Source organism: Streptomyces ziwulingensis, assembly GCF_039542605.1.
Classification (GTDB): Bacteria; Actinomycetota; Actinomycetes; order Streptomycetales; family Streptomycetaceae; genus Streptomyces; species Streptomyces ziwulingensis.
Map to the genome: position 1 here is coordinate 40,161 of NZ_BAABIG010000017.1, position 20,214 is coordinate 60,374.

The following is a 20,214-nucleotide window of genomic DNA, read 5'->3' on the forward strand; positions in this document are numbered from 1 at the left end:
CCCAGATACCGGGAGTCCCCAGCTCATGCCGTACCGCGCCGCCGCTCCGATCACCGTCCCCCGACCGTCTCTCCTCCGTCAGGAACTGCAGAACAGCCTCGACACGCTCGCGCGGACCCACCGCGTGCCCGGCGCCCAACTGGCCGTCGACATCGGCACGGAGGTCGTGAGCGTGCACACCGGCACGGCCGACGCCGTCCAGGGCACCGCGTTCACCGCCGACACCGCCGTGCCGCTGGGAAGTGTCACCAAGACCTACACGGCCGCGACCGTCATGCTCCTGATAGCCGACGACGACCTCGACCTCGACGAGTCCGTCGCCGACGTCCTGCCGGAGTTCGAGGACTTACCGAAGGTGACCATACGGCACCTCCTCGCCCACACCGCGGGTCTGCCCACCGGCCCCGACTCGGACACCGCGGCCGGCACCACGGCCCCCCGCTATCTGGCCGCGGTCGGCAGGGCGGCGGACACGCTGTTCGCACCCGGGACCGACTTCTCCTACTCCAACGCCGGTTACGTGGCGGCCGGGCGGCTGATCGAGGCCGTCACCGGCATGAGCTGGCAGGAAGCCGTCCGCACCCTGCTCCTGGAGCCGCTGGGCATCACCCCCGCCTTCCTCGCCGACCGGGCCCCCGGCCGCCCCCTCGCCGCCGGACACGCCCACAACACGGCGACCGGCGCCCTGCGGCCGGCCCACCAGAACCTGGCCCCCGTCGAGGCCCCGGCCGGGGCCCTGCTGGGCAGCGCCGGTGACCTCATAGCGCTGGGCCAGGCCCTGCTCGGCCGGTCCGCCGTACTGCCGTCCGCCGCCGCCGCGCTGATGCGGCGCCCCGAGCCCGGCGCCGAGGCGGGTGTCCTGGCGGACGCCTGGGGCCTGGGCACGGCCCTGTACCAGCAGGACGGCCGATGGTGGTGCGGTCACGACGGGAACGCGCAGGGCACCTCGTGCCATCTGCGTGCCGAGCCGCGCAGCGGCGTCGTGATCGCCTTCACCGGCAACTCCGGCGGCGCCACCGCCCTGTGGCGGGATCTGGCCGGTGACCTCACCCGGCTCACCGGCATGCGGGTGCCGACCGCTCCGGCGCTCCTCGGCCGGGGCGAACCCGTGCCCTTCCCCGACTGCGCGGGCACCTACCGCAACGGGACGACGGAGTACCGGATAAGCCTCGACGCCGACGGCCTCCCGGCGCTGTCCATAGACGGTGACCTCGCGCTGCCCCTGGTCTGCCACCCGGATCTGACCTGCGATCTGGTCGACCCGGCCACCGGGCGGCTCGAACCCGGCGGCCGCTTCCACCGCGATCCCGTCGACGGCACCGTCGACCGGGTGCAGATATCCGGGCGCACGGCCCGCCGCACCGCCACCGCCTGACCCTCCGAGCCGCTCGGCCGCGGGTCTCCCGCGGCGCAGGGCCGCCTCCGCGACGGCCTCGGCTCCACCGGGCCGGCCTCCCGCGCACCCGCCTCAGTACCGTCCCCGAAGGACCCCCTCATGACGGACCTGCACAACGAGCCCGCCCCCTCGTCCGCCGCGGCACCGGCCGGAGCCACCGCCTCCGCAGCCGGTGCGGCCGCCGCGATGCCGCACGCGACGCTCGGTGACCTGTTCGAGGCGTGGGTGGCGCGCACGCCGGACGCGCCGGCGGTGACCGACGGCCGGGTGACGTGGTCCTACCGGGAACTGGCGGAACGGACCGCGCGGCTGGCCGACGACCTGGTACGGCGCGGGGCCGGACCGGACCGGACGGTGGCGCTGGTCCTGCCGCGCTCGCTGGAGCTGATCGCCGCCGAGCTGGCCGTGGCCCGGGCGGGCGCCGCCTTCCTGCCGGTGGACCCCCAGTACCCCGCCGAGCGGCGGAGGCTGATGCTGGCGGACGCGGCACCGGCGGTCGTCCTCGGCGATCTCGCCGAGGTACGCGGCGGATGGGCGGCCGAGCCCGCCGCGCGGCGGCGCCCCACGCGGGTGGCCACCGACCACGCCGCGTACGTCATCTACACCTCCGGCTCCAGCGGGATACCCAAGGGCGTCACCGTCACCCACCGGGGCATCGCCGGTTTCACCGCGGCCGCCGCCGAGCGGTACGCCGTGGGACCCGGCTCCCGGGTGCTGCAGTTCTCCTCGCCGAGCTTCGACGCCTCCGTGCTGGAGCTGTTCATCTCCGTGCTGTCCGGCGCCACCCTGGTCGTCCCGCCGGACGGCCCCTGGCTGGGCGACGAACTCGCCGCCGTGGTGGACGAGCACCGCATCACCCACGCGCTGATCCCGCCGGCCGCCCTCGCCACCCTGTCCGGTCCGGCGCGGATCGGCGCGGGCCGCCTGAGCACGCTGATCGTGGGCGCCGAGGCCTGCCCGGCGGAACTGGTCGACCGCTGGGCGCCCGGCCGCCGGATGATCAACTCCTACGGGCCCACCGAGACGACCATCGTCGCCTCCTGGACCGGGCCGCTCGCCGCCGGCGGCGGGACACCGGCCATCGGCACCCCCCTGCCGGGCACCGAAACGCACGTGCTCGACGCGGCGATGCGGCCGGTACCGCCCGGCACCGACGGTGAACTCCTCGTCGGCGGGGACGGCGTGGCCCGCGGCTACCTCAACCGGCCCGGCCTCACCGCCGCCCGCTTCGTCGCCAGCCCCTTCGGCCCGCCCGGCGCCCGGCTCTACCGCACCGGCGACCGGGCCCGCTGGAACACGGACGGCGAGCTGGAGTACCGGGGCCGCCTCGACCACCAGGTGAAGGTGCGCGGCTTCCGCGTCGAGCCGGGCGAGATCGAGACGGCACTGCGGCGCTACCCCCAGGTCGGCGAGGCCGTGGTCGTGGTGCGCGAGGACGAGCCCGGGCGACGGCAGCTCGTCGGCTACGTCACCCCCCGCGACCCCGGGCGGGCACCCCGGCCCGAAGAGCTGCGCGCGCACGTCGCCGCCACCCTCCCGGCCCACCTGGTCCCCTCCGCCCTCGTCGTCCTGGACACCCTGCCGCTCACCCCGCAGCACAAGATCGACCGGCGGGCCCTGCCCCGGCCCACCCGCACGGCCGCTCCGGGGCACCTGACGCCGCGTACCGAGCAGGAGCGGGCGGTGGCCGGCGTCTGGGCGGACGTCCTGGGCGTCGACACCGTCGGCGCGGGCGACGACTTCTTCGACCTGGGCGGTGACTCGGTGCTCGCCGCCCGCGCCCTGTCCCGGATCCGGGAGGAACTGGGCGTGCGGCTGTCGGTGCGGGACGTGTTCACCGCGCGCACCGTCACCGCCCTGGCGGCGCTGGCCGGCGGCCCGGCCGAGGCCGCGCCCCCGGACCCGATCCCGGTCGTCTCGCGCGAGGGGGCACTGCCCCTCTCCAGCGCGCAGCGCCGCCTGTGGTTCCTCGACGACCTCACCCCGGGCGGCGACGAGTACAACACCGGCGTCGCGCTGCGCCTGCGCGGCCCGGTGGACACCGCGGCGCTGCGCTCCGCCCTGGACCGGCTCGCCGCCCGCCACGACTCGCTGCGCACCACCTTCGCCACCGAGGACGGGCAGGGCGTGCAGCGCGTCCACCCCCACGCCGAACTGCCGCTGCGCACGGCCGATGTGACCCACCTGCCCGACGCCCGGCGCGACGAGGCCGCCGAGAAGCTGCTCGGCGCGGAACTCGGCCGCCCCTTCGACCTGGCGACCGGTCCGCTCACCAGAGCCCTGCTCGTCCGCCGCCGCGCCGACGACCACCTGCTGCTGCTCGCCCAGCACCACATCGTCACCGACGGCTGGTCCGTGGGCGTGCTCACCCGCGACCTGGCGGCGCTCTACCACGCCGAGGCGACCGGCACCGCGGCCGCCCTGCCCGCGCCCGGCACGCAGTACCCGGACTTCGCCGTGTGGGAGCGGCGGCAGCGCTCCGGCGACGCCGACGCGGCGGACCTCGCCTACTGGAAACGGCATCTGTCCGGCATGCGGCAACTGGAGCTGCCCACCGACCGGCCCCGGCCCGCGGTGCGCAGCACCGCCGGCGCGGCACACCGGCAGGAGCTGCCGGCCGACCTGGTCCAGCGGCTGCGGCACCTGGCCGGAGGCCGCGGCACCACCGTGTTCACCCTGTTCACCGCGGCGGCGGCGCTGCTCTTCTCCCGGTACTCCGGGCAGCGGGACATCGCCTTCGGCACCGTCACGGCCGGCCGGGGACGCCGCGAACTGGAGGACGTGACCGGCTTCTTCGCCAACACCGTCGTGCTGCGCGGCGAGGTCGACGACACCGTCACCGTCGACCGGTTCGTGCAGAGCGTGCGCGCGACCGTACTGGACGCCTTCGCCCACGACGAGGTGCCGTTCGACCGGGTGGTGGAGGAACTGGCCCCGGTCCGCGACCCGAGCCGTACCCCCCTGGTGCAGGTGCTCGTGGTGCAGCAGACCGCCCTGACCCACCCGCCGCGCGCCGCCGGGGTACGGATCGAGGAGCACCCGCTGCCGCGCACGGCCGCCCGCTTCGACCTGGTCCTGGAGTTCTCGCCGCGCGCCGACGGAAGCTGCGCGCTCACGGTCGAGTACAACACCGACCTGTTCACCGCCCGGACCGTCGCGCGGATGAGCCGCCATCTGCACCGGCTGCTCGACGGCATGGCGGACGGACCGCACCGCACGCTGGGCGAACTGCCCCTGCTGTCGGACCACGAACGGCGCACCCTGCTGGAGACCTGGAACCCGCGGCCCACGGACGCCGCGATGGAGGCCCTGGACCGCACGCTGCCCGGCCTGTTCGAGACCCAGGTCGCGAAGACGCCCGACCGGACCGCCGTGACCTGCGGGCCGAGGCGGCTGGACTACGCCGAGGTCAACCGGCGCGCCAACAGGCTGGCCCGGCTGCTGACCGCCCGCGGCGCCGGCCCCGAGACACTGGTGGCGCTCTGCCTGCCGCGCGGCGCGGACCTCTTGCCGGTGCTGTGGGCCGTACTCAAGTCGGGCGCCGGCTATCTGCCGGTGGACCCCGGCTACCCGGTCGACCGCGTCCGGTTCATGCTCTCGGACGCCGCGCCCGCCCTCGTCGTCGCCACCCGCGAGACCGCCGGATCGCTGCCCGGGGACTGCGCCCCGCTGCTCCTGGAGGACTGCCTCACCGACAGCGACAGCGACAGCGACACCGACACCGACACCGACAGCGAAGCCGGAGACACCGGCGGCGGCGACGGGACCGGCGGCAACCTCACCGACGCCGACCGCGCCCGGCCGCTGCACCCCGATCACCCCGCGTACGTCATCTACACCTCGGGGTCGACCGGACGCCCCAAGGGCGTCGTGGTCACCCACCGCAGTGTCGCGGCGCTCGCCGCGTGGGCGGGGGAGCGGTTCGGCCCCGACGGGCTGTCCCACGTGGTGGCCTCCACCTCGCTCAACTTCGACGTGTCGGTCTTCGAGATGCTCTGCCCGCTGCTGGTGGGCGGCTGCATCGAGGTGGTCGCCGACCTTCCGGCCCTCACCGACACCGCGGCACCCCGCCGCGCCGGACTGATCAGCGGGGTCCCGTCGGTGGTCTCCCGGACGCTCACCGCGGCCGGCGCGGACGTGGCGGCGAACACGGTCGTCCTGGCCGGCGAGGCCCTCTCCGCGCAGGCCGTACGCGACCTGCGGCGGGCCATGCCGGACAGCGAGGTCGCCAACATCTACGGCCCGACCGAGGCGACCGTCTACGCCACCGCGTGGTTCGCCGACGACGAGTCACCCGACCAGGCCCCGCCGATAGGACGCCCGGTCGCCCGCACCCGCACCTACGTCCTGGACCGCCTGCTGCGCCCCCAGCCCCCGGGAGTGACCGGGGAGCTGTACCTCGGCGGCGGTGGCCTGGCCCGCGGCTACCTCGGACGGCCCGGGCTCACCGCCACCCGCTTCGTCGCCGACCCCTACGGCGCCCCCGGGGAGCGCATGTACCGCACCGGGGACCTGGTGCGGTGGACCGGCGACGGCGACCTGGAGTACCTCGGCCGCACCGACCAGCAGGTCAAGGTGCGCGGCTTCCGCATCGAACTCGGCGAGGTGGAGGAGGCGCTGCGCCGCTACGACGGAGTGACGGAGGCGGCGGCCGCCGTCCGGGAGGACGACGGCCACCGGCGGCTGGTCGGCTACGTCGTCCCCGCCCCCGGCGTCCGCGTCGAACCGGACGAGGTGCGCCGCACCCTCGGCCGCTCGCTGCCCGACTACATGGTGCCGACGGCCGTCGTGGTCCTGGCCGAGCTGCCCCTCAACCCCAACGGCAAACTGGACCGCGGACGGCTTCCCGACCCCGGGCCCGTGCACAGCGGCACGCGGTACGTGGCCCCGCGCACCCCCACCGAGCGGACCCTCGCCGGTGTCTGGGCGGACATCCTGCACGTGGACCGCGTCGGGGTGGACGACAACTTCTTCTCGCTGGGCGGCGACTCCATCCTCAGCATCCAGGTGGTGGCCCAGGCCCGGCAGGCCGGCCTCACGGTGACCTCGCGGGACGTCTACCGGCACCAGACGGTCGCCGCCCTCGCCCGCTGCGCCGACCTGGCCGGCGAACGCGCGCCCGCCGCCGCCCCGGCCCCCGCGCCCGCCACCGGGCCCGCACCGCTGACCCCCATCCAGCACTGGCTGTTCGAAAGCGGCGCCGCACACGCGGACCGCTTCGCCCAGACCCTGTCGGTCCGGCTCCCCGCGACCGCCGACCCGGTGGCGCTGGAGGACGCCCTCAACGACCTCCTCGCCCACCACGACGCGCTGCGCTCCCGCTTCCTCACCACCGGGGGCGGCACCCAGTGGCACATCGACGCCTCCGCGCCCCGCCTGCGCCTGGCCCGCCACACCGGCCCGGACACCGACACCCCGCACCTCGGCGCCTTCGACCTGCGCCGCGGCCCGCTGCTGCGCGCCGTGCTGCACGACCTCGGCGCCGGCCGGCCCCCCGTCCTGCACCTGGCCGTCCACCACCTGGTCGTCGACGGCGTCTCCTGGCGGGTACTCCTTGAGGACCTGGACCGCGCCTACCGCGCCCGCCGGGAAGGCCGCGACGGACAGGCGGACCTCCCCGCGAAGTCCTCACCGCTGCGGCACTGGGCCCACCGCCTGTCCGCCCACGCCGCCGACGGCGGCTTCGACGCCGAGGCCGCCTACTGGACCGAGGCCGTCGCGGACGCCGGGGCGGCGCTCCCGGCCGACCTGGACGGCGCCAACACCTACGCCTCGGCACGCGCGGTGACCGTCCGCCTCACCCCCGAGGACACCGCCGCGCTCCTGCGCACCCTGCCGGACACCTACCGCACCCAGGTCAACGACGTACTGCTGAGCGCGCTCGGCCGGGTGCTGTGCGCGTGGAGCGGACACCGGCGGGTGCTGGTGGACGTCGAGGGACACGGCCGCGAGGAACTCTTCGCCGACCTCGACACCAGCCGTACCGTCGGCTGGTTCACCACCCGCCACCCGGTCGCCCTCGCCGCCGCGCCGGACGCGGACTGGGACACCGTGCTCAAACAGGTCAAGGAGCAACTGCGGGCGGTGCCCCGGCACGGACTCGGCCACGACGTCCTGCGCCACCTGGCCCGCCCCGGCACCCTGCCCGAGGCCCCGGCGGCCCAGATCAGCTTCAACTACCTGGGCCGCTTCGGCCTCCGGGACGACCAGGACACCTCCGAGGGCCTGTACGACGGCCCGTACCGCACCCTGGAGCTGGACGCCGATCCCTCGGCCGTCCGCCCGCACGCCCTGGAGGTCGTGGGCCGGCTGGACGGCGACGCGCTGGAGTTCACCTGGTTCCACTCCGCACACGTGCACCTGGGGACGACCGTCGCCGATCTGGCCGCACGGTACGCCGACGCGCTCAGCGCCCTCGCCCGGCACGCCCTGCGGCCCGGCAGCGCCGGACGCACCCCCTCGGACTTCCCGCTGGCCCGGCTCGACCAGCGGTCCGTGGACACGATCGTGGGCGAGGACCCCGGCGCGGTGGAGGACATCCACCCGCTCACCCCCACCCAGACCGGCATGCTCTTCCACCGGCTCTCCCAGGACGACCGGGGCGTCTACTTCCAGCAGCTCACCTTCGACCTGGACGGCGTACCGGACCCCGGCGCGCTGACCGCGGCCTGGCAGCACGTCACGGACCGGACCCCCGTGCTGCGCGGCCGGGTCGTCTGGCGGGACGTGCCCGAACCGCTGCTGGTGGTGGAGCGGCACGCCGCCGTGCCCGTCACCCACCTGGACTGGCGCGACCTGACCGAGGACGAACGGCACAGCCGGCTGCGGGAACTCCTCGACCGGGACCGGGCGGAGGGCATCGACCTGACCCGGGCCCCGCTCCAGCGACTGGTGCTCGCCCGGATCTCCGACGGCGGCGTCCGGGTGGTGTGGTCCTTCCATCACCTGGTCCTGGACGGCTGGAGCCTGTTCCAGGTGCTGTCCGACGTCTTCGCCCGGCACGGCTCGGGCGGGCGCGCGGCCCTGCCCGAGCGGCGCCCGTTCCGGGACTACGTGGCCTGGCTGCGCGAACGCGACCAGGACGAGGCCGAACGGCACTGGCGGCGCCGCCTGGCCGGCCTGACCGAGCCCACCACACTGCCCTACGACCGGGAGCCGCGCGAGAGCCACCACGCCGAGTCCACGGCGGCGGTCCGGACCCGCGTGCCCGCGGCCACCACCCGGTCGCTGGAGGAACTGGCCAGGTCGGCCGGGCTGACCCTGAACACCGTGGTGCAGGGGGCGTGGGCAGTGCTGCTGAGCCGCCTGGCCGGCACGGCCGAGGCCGTCTTCGGCACGACCGTCTCCGGACGGCCCCCCGAGCTGCCGGGCGCCGACAGCATGACCGGCCTGTTCATCACGACCCTGCCCACCCGGGTGACCGTGCCGCACGACCGGCCGCTGCTCGACTGGCTGCGCGAGCTGCAGCAGAGCCAGAGCGAGGACCGCCGCCACGACCACGTCCCCCTCACCCGGATGACGGGGTTCGCCGGACTCCCCGAGCGGGCGGCCCTGTTCGACAGCATCGTCGTCTTCGAGAACTATCCGGTCGACGACGGTCTCGCCGCCGGCCACGGACTCCGGCTCAGCGGCCTGGACGGCGTCGAGACCACCAACTACGCGCTGAGCCTGGTCGCCTACCCGGGCGCCGAACTGGGGCTGCGCCTCGGCTACGACCCGGAGCTGCTCGACGCCGGGACCGTCGAGCGGATGGCCGAGTACCTCACTGTCCTGCTGACGGGCATGGCCGCGGACCCCGGACGCCCGCCCGCGCGCCGGGAACTGCTCACCGCCGCCCGCCGCCGCCAGGTGCTGGACGAGTGGAACGACACCGCCACCGACCTGCCCGAGGCCACGGTCGCGGCGCTGTTCGCCGCGCAGGTGCGGCGCACGCCGGACGCCGTGGCCCTGGAGAGCGAGGAGGAGCGGCTCACCTACCGCGCACTGGACACCCGGGCCGGTGCACTGGCCGGCCGGCTGACCGCCCTCGGCGTCGCGCCGGAGGTCCCGGTGGGCGTCCTGATGGACCGCTCGGCCGAACTGGTCGTCGTACAGCTCGCCCTCGTGCGCACCGGCGGGGTGTACGTCCCGCTGGACGCCAGGGCGCCGCGCGAGCGGCTGCGCGCCATGCTCACCGAGGCGGGCGCGGACCTGTTGCTCACCGATGCCGCCCAGGAGGCGACGGCGCGCGGGGCACTGCCCGGCGGGACCGTCGTACGGGTGGACGGCCGGCCCGGCGGTGACCCGGGAGCGGCCGGCGAGCCCGGCGGCGAGGCGTCCGGTGCGCCCGCCGTCCGCGTCGGCGCCGCGCGCCCCGGCGCCGTCCACCCCGACAACACCCAGTACCTGATGTTCACGTCCGGCTCCACCGGCATCCCCAAGGGGGTCGCCGTACGTCAGCGGGACGTCGCCGCGCTCGCCCTCGACCGTGCCTTCGCCGGCCACGACCGGGTCCTGGTCCACTCGCCGCACGCCTTCGACGCCGCCACCTACGAGGTGTGGGTGCCGCTGCTGCGCGGCGGGACGGCCGTGCTGGCCCCGGCGGCCGACCTGGACGTGAGCGTCGTCCGCCGGGCGATCACCGAACACGGCGTACGGCACCTGTGGCTGACCGCCGGCCTGTTCCGGCTGCTCGCCCAGGAGGACCCCACCTGTCTGCGCGGCGCCCGCGAGGTGTGGACCGGCGGCGAGGCGGTGCCCGGCGCGGTGGTGGGCCGGGTCCTCGACGCCTGCCCCGGCCTCACCGTCGTGGACGGCTACGGACCGACCGAGACCACCACCTTCGTGACCCGGCGCCCCTTCCGGGCCGGCGACCCGCTCCCGCCGGTGCTGCCCATCGGCCGTCCGCTCGACAACACCCGGGTGTACGTGCTGGACGACGCCCTGCGGCCGCAGCCGCCCGGCGTCCCCGGCGAGCTGTACGTCGCGGGCGCCGGACTGGCCCGCGGCTACGCCGGGCGGCCCGGCGCGACCGCCGGCCGCTACCTGGCCGACCCGTTCGGCCCGGCCGGCGGGCGGATGTACCGCACCGGCGACGTCGTGCGCTGGAGCGCCGACGGCGAACTGCGCTTCGTGGGACGCGCCGACGACCAGTTCAAGATCCGCGGGTTCCGGGTCGAACCCGCCGAGATCGAGGCCCGGCTCACCGCCCACCCGGCCGTCGCCGAGGCCGTCGTCTCGGTGTACGAGCACGCCGGACGCAAGCGGCTGGCCGCGCACCTCGTGGCCGCCCCCGCGGCCACCGTGCCGGCCGCGGCCGGCCTGCGCGACCACGTCGTCGCCGCACTGCCCGACTACATGGTGCCCGCCGCCTTCGTCACCGTCGCCGAGCTGCCCCTGACGGCCAACGGCAAGGTGGACCGGCGCAGGCTGCCCGCCCCCGACTGGTCGGCCGCCGGCGACACCGCCTACCGCGCACCGCGCCCCGGGGCCGAGCGCGTCCTCGCCGGGATCTGGGCGGAACTCCTCGGCACGGAACGGGTCGGCGCCGACGACAACTTCTTCATGCTGGGCGGCGACTCGATCCTCAGCATCCAGGTCGTCTCCCGCGCCCGCGCCGCCGGGCTCACCCTCACCCCGCGCGACCTCTTCCGCAATCCGACGATCGCCGCCCTGGCCGCCGCGGCGGCCACCGGCACCGCCGTGCCCGTCGCCGGAACCGGCCCGGTGCGCGGCGAGGTCCCGCTCACCCCCATCCAGCACTGGTTCCTGGACGCCGGCCCGACGCGCCCGGAGTTCTTCAACCAGTCGGTCGTCGTGGAGACACCGGGCGACGTCGAACCGGCCGCCCTGCGCCGCGCCCTGACGGCCCTGTACGCCCACCACGACGCCCTGCGCGGCCGTTTCGTCCGGTCCGCCGACGGCTCCTGGCACCAGGAGTGCCCCCCGGCGGGGGAGGAGCCGCCGGAACTGCTCGAGGTGTGCGACCTGAGCGCGCTGGAGGCGTCGGCGGCCGACGAGGCCGAGGCCCGCGTCACCGCCGCCGCGCACGGCGGCTTCCGGCTCGCGCACGGCCCGCTGCTCACCGCGACCCTGTTCACCCGCGCCGGAGGCACCGGCGCCCGGCTGCTCCTGGCCGTGCACCACCTGGTCGTGGACGGCGTCTCCTGGCGGGTCCTCCTGGAGGACCTGGAGACCGCCTACCGGCAGGCCCGGGCCGGCGAGGCGGTGCGTCTGCCGGAGCGCACCACCTCCGTCCAGGAGTGGGCGCGACGGCTGCGCGCGCACACCGCGGCGGGCGGCTTCGCCGCGCAGCGCGAGCACTGGCGGACGGTGGCCCGGCACTCGGCCGCACCGCTGCCGGTCGACGGCGACGGCGGCAACACGACGGCCGACGCCCGCGCGGTCACCGTCCGCCTGGACCGGCAGCGCACCGACGACCTGCTGCGGAAGGTGCCCGGCGTCTACCGCACCCGCGTCGACGACGTCCTGCTCACCGCCCTCGGCCGGGTGCTCGCCGGATGGACCGGACGGCGGACCGTCGCCGTCGGCCTGGAGGGCCACGGCCGCGAGGACCAGCTCTTCGAGGACGTCGACCTGTCCCGGACGGTCGGCTGGTTCACCACCCTGTTCCCGGTCGCCCTCGACGTGCCGGACGGGGACTGGGGCACCGCCCTGAAGTCCGTCAAGGAGCAGGTGCGGGCGGTGCCGGGCCGGGGCCTGGGCCACGGCGCCCTGCGCCACCTCGCGCCGGACGCGGGGCTCGCCGACGCGCCGATGCCCGGCGTCAGCTTCAACTACCTCGGCCGGTTCGACTGGTCCGCCGAGGGCGGCACGCTGGTGCGTTCCGTCCCGGGCGGCCTGGACGGCGCCGAGGCACCCGACACGGTCCGCCCCCACCTGCTGGACGTGGTGGCCCGCGTCGAGGACGGCGAACTGGAGATCACCTGGCACTACAGCCGGGGCCTGCACCGTGAGGAGACGGTCGCCGCCCTCGCGGCCGGCCTGCGGGGGGCACTGGAGGAGATCGTCGCCCACTGCGCCGATCCCCGCGCGGGCGGCCGTACGCCGTCGGACTTCCCCCTGGTCCGGATCGACCAGGCGGCGGTGGACCGGGTGGTGGGCGACGGCCGGGACGTCGAGGACCTGTTCCCGCTGACGCCGATGCAGGCGGGCATGCTCTTCCACAGCCTGCTGGACCCGGACGCCCGCACCTACGTCAACCAGGTCCAGCTCGTACTGTCCGGCGTCACCGACCCGCACGCCCTGGCCGAGGCGTGGCAGCGCACGGCGGACGCCAACCCGATGCTGCGCACCCGCCCGGTGTGGCAGGAGACCACCGAACCCGTCCAGGCCGTGCGCCGCCGGGTGACCGTGCCCGTCACCCACCACGACTGGTCCGGGTGGCCCGAACCGCGGCGCGCGACGGAGCTGGCCGAGCTGGTCGAAGCGGACCGGCAGGCCGGCCTCGACCTCGGCACCGCCCCCCTGATGCGGCTCACCCTGATCCGGCTGTCGCCCGAGCGGGTGCGGCTGCTGTGGACCTTCCACCACCTGCTGCTCGACGGGTGGAGCGCGGCCCAGGTCTTCGACGAGGTGTGCGAGCGGTACGCGGCGCTCACCGCCGGGCGCCTCGCGCGGGTCCCCGCCCGCGCCCCCTTCGGCGACTATCTGCGCTGGCTGACCCGGCAGGACACGGGGCGGGCGGAACAGTACTGGCGCCGGGCCCTGGCCGGCTTCCCCGTCGCCACCGGACTGCCGCGCGACCGGCGCCCCGCCGAGGCGCACCGCGGCTCGTCCTCGGGCTCGGTGCGGATGACGCTCGACGCCGGGGTGTCGGCACGGCTGCGGGAGACCGCGCAGCGGGCCGGCCTGACCGTCAACACCGTGCTCCAGGGCGCCTGGGCGCTGCTGCTGTCCCGCTACGGCGGCGGCGCCGACGTGGTCTTCGGCACCACCGTCTCCGGGCGCCCCGCCGATCTGCCCGGCGTGACCTCCATGGTCGGCCTGTTCATCAACACCCTGCCCACCCGGGCGCGGATCGACGCGGACCGCCCGCTGCTGGACTTCCTGGCCGAACTCCAGGCCGCGCAGTCGGAGTCCCGGCGCCACGACTTCGTCTCCCTCGCCCAGCTCCAGACCTGGAGCGAGGTCCCCGGCGGCACCCCGCTCTTCGACAGCATCGTGGTGTTCGAGAACTACCCCTTCGACGCGGACGCCCTGGCCCGGCACGGCCTGGCCATGGAGCAGGAACGCGACGTCGAGCCGACCAACTACCCGCTCAGCGTGGTCGTCGCGCCCGGCGACACCCTCACCGTCACCCTGGACTACGACCCCGCCGCCTTCGACGCCGCCACGGTGGAAGGCGTCGGCGCGAGCCTGCGCACGCTGCTCACCGAGATGGCCACCGCACCGGACCGCACCCTGGCCGAGCTGCCGCTGCTCTCCGACGAGGCGGGCCGCCGGCTGGTGGACCGCTTCAGCGGACCGGTGACCACCGCGCCGTCCCGGACCCTGCCGGAGGCGTTCCGGGCGCAGGTCGCGCGCACCCCCGACGCCCCGGCCGTGCTGGGCGGCACCGGCCACCTCACCTACCGGCAGCTCGACGCGCGCGCCAACCGGCTGGCCCGGCTGCTCATCGAGGCCGGCGCCGGACCCGAGCGGTTCGTCGCCCTCGCCCTGCCGCGCACCCCCGACCTGATCGTGGCCCTGCTGGCCGTCCTCAAGAGCGGCGCCGCCTACCTTCCCGTGGACCCCGGCCATCCCGCCGAGCGCCTCGCCTTCCTCTTCGACGACGTACGGCCCGAGGCGGTCGTCACCGGCGCCGGGCCGGCGGAGCGGCTGCCGGACGGCCCGTTCACCCGGATCACCCTCGACGACCCGGCGTGCGCCGCCCGGCTGGCCGCCCTGTCCGACGCCGAGGTCACCGACGACGAGCGGCGCACCGCCCTGCTGCCGGAGCATCCCGCCTACGTCATCCACACCTCCGGCTCGACCGGCCGGCCCAAGGGCGTCGTCGTCGCCCAGGCGTCGGTGCTGGCACTGACCGACTGGGCCGCCGCCGAGTTCGGCGGGCGGGGCCTCGACCACGTGGTGGCCTCCACCTCCCTCAACTTCGACGTGTCGGTGTTCGAGATCTTCTCGCCGCTGCTGTCCGGCGGGCGGGTCGAGATCGTCCGCGACCTGCTGGCCCTCGCCGAACGCGACGGGCCCTGGCGGGCCGGGCTGCTCAGCGCGGTGCCCTCCGCGCTCGGCCGGCTGCTCGCCGAGGACACCGTCCACGTCACCGCCGACACCGTCGTCCTCGCCGGTGAGGCACTGCCCGCGCGGACCGTCCGCCAGGTGCGCGCGGCCGTCCCCGGCTGCCGGGTGCTGAACATCTACGGCCCCACCGAGGCCACCGTCTACGCCACCGCCTTCACCTGCGACCCGGCCGAACCCGACCGCCTCCCGCCCATCGGCCGGCCCGTCGGCGGAGCCCGCGCCTACGTCCTGGACGCCCGGCTGCGCCCGGTGCCCGCCGGTGCCCCCGGCGAGCTGTACCTGGCCGGCACCGGTGTGGCCCGCGGCTACCTGGACCGGCCCGGCCTGACCGCGTCCCGCTTCCTCGCCGACCCGCTCGGCCCGCCCGGCAGCCGCATGTACCGCACCGGTGACCTGGTGCGCTGGAGCGCCGACGGCGACCTGGTCTACCTCGGCCGTTCGGACGACCAGGTGAAGGTCCGCGGCTTCCGGATCGAACTGGGCGAGGTCGAGGCCGCGCTGACCCGGCATCCGCGGGTGTCCGCCGCGGCCGCCCGGGTCGTCGAACACGACGGCCACCGACGGCTGGTCGCCTACGCGGTGCCCGCCGGCCAGGCCGCCCCCGCCGCCCCGCCCCCGCCCGACTCCGCCGACCTCCGGGCCTTCCTCGCGCGCACCCTCCCCGACCACCTGGTCCCCTCCCTCGTCGTGGCGCTGGAGCGGCTCCCGCTCGGGGCCACCGGGAAACTGGACCGGCGGGCGCTGCCCGACCCCGTGTGGTCGGCGCCGGCCGGGCCGGGCGACCGTCCGCCGCGCACCGCGGCCGAACGGACCCTCGCCGCGATCTGGTCCGAGGTGCTGCGGGTGCCCGAAGTCGGCGCACGGGACAACTACTTCGCCCTCGGCGGCGACTCCATCCTCGGTATCCAGATCGTCTCCGCCGCCCGCCGGGCCGGCCTCGCCCTGACGCCCCGGCACCTGTTCCTGCACCAGACGGTCGCCGAACTCGCCGCCGCCGCCGAGGAGTCCGCCCCCGCGCAGACCGTCGCGGAACAAGGCCCCGTGGTCGGAGAGGTACCGCTCACACCGGTCCAGCACTGGCTGTTCGACACCCTCGACGGCGACCCCGCGCAGCTCACCCAGGCGGTCTCCTTCCGGCTGGCCGCCGGCACCGACCCGACCCCGCTCAGGGGCGCCCTGGCCGCCGTACTGGAACACCACGACGCGCTGCGGCTGCGTTTCGCACCGGCCGGCGACGGGCGCCGGCGGCAGTACGGGACCGCGCCCGGCGAGGCGCCCGCCCTGGAGGTGCACGACCTGACGGGCGACGCCGACGCGGCGGTGCGCGCCACCGCCGAGCGCCTGTGCGCCGGGTTCGACCTGGGCGAAGGGCCCCTGCTCAGGGCCGCGCTGTGCCGGTACGGCGACGGCCGGCCACCGGTCCTGGTGCTCGCCGCCCACCACCTGGTCGTGGACGCGGTGTCCTGGCGGGTCGTCCTGGAGGACCTGGACACCGCCTACCGGGCGCTGGAGGCCGGCGAACGGGTGGACCTCGGGGCGAAGACCACGTCCTTCCGCGCCTGGGCGCGGCGCCTGGCCGCCCACACCGCGGCCGGCGGCTTCGACGACGAACTCCCGCACTGGCGGGCCCTGTCCGAGGCCGTGGCGCCCCTGCCGACCGACCTCGCCGGGGCCAACACCGCCGCCGGTGAGGAGACGGTCACGGTGCGCCTGGACGCCGAGGAGACGCGACGGCTGCTCCAGGACGTACCGGACGTGTACCGCACCCGCGTCAACGACGTCCTGCTGTGCGCGCTGGGCCGGGTCCTGGGCCGCTGGACCGGACGGGACCGCGTCGCGGTGGCACTGGAGGGCCACGGCCGGGGGGATCTCTTCGACGACGTCGACCTCGCCCGGACCGTCGGCTGGTTCACCACCATGTTCCCCGTCGCCCTGGACGTCCCGCCGGACGCGGACCCCGGGACGGCCCTGAAGACGGTCAAGGAGAACCTGCGGGCCGTGCCCCGGGACGGACTGGGCTACGGCGCCCTGCGCCACCTGCGCCCCGACGGCGCACGCGGACTGCCGGAGCTGCCGCAGGTCGGCTTCAACTACCTCGGCCGGCAGGACTGGAACGCCACTGCCCACGGCCTGGTCCAGGAGCCGTACGGCGCGCTGGCCGGCTCCATGGACCGCGCGGCGGACCGGCCGCACCTGCTCGACGTCCTCGGCCGGGTCTCCGCCGAGCGACTGGAGTTCACCTGGTCCTACTCGCGCGAGGTGCACCGGCGGGACACCGTGGCCCGGCTCGCCGCCGAACTGACCGAGGAACTGCGGCGGATCGTCCGGCACTGCGCCGAGCCCGGCGCCGGCGGCCGCACCCCCTCCGACTTCCCGCTCGCCCCGCTGGACCAGGCCGCCGTGGACCGGCTGGCCGGCACCGGCCGCGACGTCGTGGACCTCTACCCGCTCACCCCCACCCAGGCCGGCATGGTCGTGCACGGCCTGGACGAACCCGGCCAGGGCATGTACGTCGAGCAGATCACGTTCGTCGTGGACGGGGCGCGCGACCCCGCGACGCTCGCCGCCGCCTGGCGTCACGTCGTCGACCGCACCCCCGTACTGCGGACCACCGTGGTGCTCAGCGGCGCCCCCGTGCCGCTCCAGGCCGTGCACCGCACCGCCGCGCCGCCCGTCACCGAGCACGACTGGACGCCGCTGACCGGGGCCGAGCGGGACACGGCGCTGGAGCGGCTGCTCGCCGAGGACAAGGCCCGCGGCCTCGCCCTGGACCGCGCCCCGCTGCTCCGCCTCGCCCTGATCCGGCTCGGCCCGGACCGGATACGGGTCGTCTGGACCTTCCACCACGTCCTGCTCGACGGGTGGAGCGTCTTCCACGTACTGGCGGACGTCATGGCCGCGCACGCCGCGCTCGCCCGGGGCGAGACCCCCCGGCTGCCGGAGCGCCGCCCGTTCGCCGACTACGCGGCCTGGCTGGCCGGCCGGGACACCACCCGCGCCGAGGAGCACTGGCGGAACACCCTCGGCGGCCTCACCGCCCCCACCCCGCTGCCGTACGACCGCAGGCCCGGCCGGGGCGCCACGGCCCGCTCCGGAACCTGGCTGTCCCAGTGGCTCGACGCCGAGGAGACCAAGCGGCTGGAGGAGTTCGCCCGCCGCCACCGGCTGACCCTCAACACCGTGGCGCAGGGCGTCTGGGCGCTGCTGCTCTCCCGGTGGAGCGGCGAGCGGGAGGTGTGCTTCGGCACCACCGTCTCCGGACGGCCCGCCGACCTGCCCGGCGCCGACACCATCACCGGCCTGTTCATCACCACCCTGCCCGCACGGACCACCGTGGACGGCGGCGCGGCGGCCGACGCCTGGCTCCGCGAGACGCAGACGGCACGGGCCGAGGACCGCCGTCACGACCACATACCCCTCACCGACCTCCAGGCGTGGAGCGGACTGCCCGCCGGCACGCCGCTCTTCGACAGCCTGCTGGTCTTCGAGAACTATCCGGTCGGCGACGCCACCGCGGGCGCGCACGGCGTCCAGGTGCGCGACCTCGACGCCCGGGAGGCGACCAACTACCCGCTCACCGTGGTGATCTCGCCCGGCGAACGGCTCGGCGTGGAACTCGGCCACGACCCGCGCTACTTCGACGCGGCCACCGCCCGCTCCCTGGCCGGGCAACTGCTGCACACCCTGCGCTCCCTGGCCGCCTCGGCGGACGGCACCCGCCTGGACGCGCTCGACACGCTGCCCCCCGACGAGCGGGCCCGGCTGCTGCGCGGCCCCGCCCGGCCACGGCTCGCCCCGGTGCCCCCGGCCACCCTGCCGGCCCTGGTCGAGGCGGCGGCCGACCGCTCACCGACCGCCCCGGCGCTGACCGCACCCGGCCTGTCCCTGTCCTTCGCGCAGGCGGAGAGTCTCGCCAACCGCCTGGCGCACCGGCTCATCGCGCGCGGCGCGGGCCCCGGCGACCTCGTCGCCCTGGTCCTGCCGCGCTCGGCGGACATGGTCCTCGCCCAGCTCGCGGTGGCCAAGACCGGCGCCGCGTTCCTCCCGGTCGACCCCGACCACCCCGCCGAGCGGGTGGCGACGATGCTGCGCGACGCGGCGCCCGCCGTCACCCTCGACGCCACCGGGACGGCCGCCCTGCTCGCCGCGCCCGCCCACGAGGTCCCCGGCCACCGGCCCACCGACGCCGACCGCACCCGCCCCCTGGACCTGGACGACCCGGCCTACGTCATCTACACCTCGGGCTCCACCGGCACCCCCAAGGGCGTGGTGGTCACCCACCGGGGCCTGGCGGCGTTCGCCGCCGCCGAGGCCGCGCACTACCAAGTGGCCCCGGGTGACCGGGTGCTGGCCTTCGCCACGCCCAGCTTCGACGCCTCGGTGCTGGAGCTGTGCATGTCCCTGCCGCACGGCGCCCGCCTGGTCGTCCCCCGGCCGGGCCCGCTGCTCGGCGCCGAACTCGCCGACGTGCTGCGCGCCGAGCGCGTCACCCACACCCTGGTGCCGCCGGCCGCGCTCGCCACCCTGCCGCCGGACACCCCCGGCACCCTGCCCGACCTGAAGACCCTCATCGTCGGCGCCGACACCTGCGGCGCCGACCTGGTGGCCCGCTGGGCCCCGCACCACCGCATGGTCAACTCCTACGGACCGACCGAGGCCACCGTCGTCGCCACCTGGTCCGATCCGCTTCAACCGGACGGCACCGCCCCGCCCATCGGCCGCCCGCTGCCCGCCACCGGGGCGTACGTCCTGGACGCCCGGCGGCGGCCGGTCCCCGACGGCGTGGCCGGCGAACTCTGGCTGAGCGGCCCGGCACTGGCCCGCGGCTACCTGCGCCGGCCCGGCCTCACCGCCGGCCGCTTCACCGCCGACCCGTTCGGCCCGCCCGGCACCCGCATGTACCGCACCGGCGACCTGGTACGGCGCGACAGCCGGGGCGAACTGCACTACCTGGGCCGCACCGACCACCAGCTCAAGCTGCGCGGCCACCGCATCGAGGCGGGCGAGGTCGAGGCGACGCTCGAACGTCACCCGGCCGTGCTGGACGCCGTGGTGAGCGTCCGGGAGGACGAGCCGGGGCTGCCGCGGCTCGTCGCCCACCTGCTGCGCGCACCCGACGCGGCCGCACCCGACGCCGCCGAACTGCGGGCGCTGGCCGCCGCGACCCTGCCCGGTGTCATGGTGCCCTCGGCCTACGTGGTGCTGGAGCGCTTCCCGCTCACCGAGAACGGCAAGACCGACCGGGCCGCCCTGCCCGCGCCCGCCCCGGATGCGGCACCCGCCGCCGGGCAGCTCGCTCCCCGCACCCCCACCGAGGAGGTCCTCGCCGCCCTCTGGGAGGAGGCCCTGCACACGGCCGTCGGCGCCGAGGACGACTGGTTCGCCCTCGGCGGTGACTCCCTGCGCGCCCTGCTCGTCTCCTCCCGGGCCAACGACGCCTTCGGCGTGACCCTCACACCCCGCGACGTCCTGGTCCACCGCACGGTCGCCGCCCTGGCCGACCTGGTGGAGGAACAGGTGCTGAGCGAACTCGAAGACGCCGCACGCGGCGACAGCGACCACGACGAAGGCTGAGG

The 20,214-nt window shown here is 76.2% G+C and carries 2 protein-coding genes; both read left to right on the forward strand.

Annotated features, from left to right (window positions below; genetic code table 11):
• The first annotated feature begins 25 nt into the window (after positions 1-25).
• Positions 26-1,375: a serine hydrolase domain-containing protein gene (locus ABEB00_RS07955; RefSeq protein ID WP_345618317.1), complete on the forward strand. Its 1,350-nt coding sequence runs from the start codon at positions 26-28 to the stop codon at positions 1,373-1,375.
• A gap of 120 nt (positions 1,376-1,495) precedes the next feature.
• Positions 1,496-20,212 carry a non-ribosomal peptide synthetase gene (locus tag ABEB00_RS07960; RefSeq protein ID WP_345618318.1) on the forward strand — a complete coding sequence of 6,239 codons (18,717 nt, stop codon included), beginning with the start codon at positions 1,496-1,498 and terminating at the stop codon, positions 20,210-20,212.
• Positions 20,213-20,214 lie beyond the last annotated feature (2 nt).

Excerpts from the sequence above, each read along its gene's own strand:
- ABEB00_RS07960 (WP_345618318.1), top strand. The coding sequence starts at position 1,496 with ATGACGGACCTGCACAACGAGCCCGCCCCCTCGTCCGCCGCGGCACCG.
- ABEB00_RS07955 (WP_345618317.1), top strand. The coding sequence starts at position 26 with ATGCCGTACCGCGCCGCCGCTCCGATCACCGTCCCCCGACCGTCTCTC.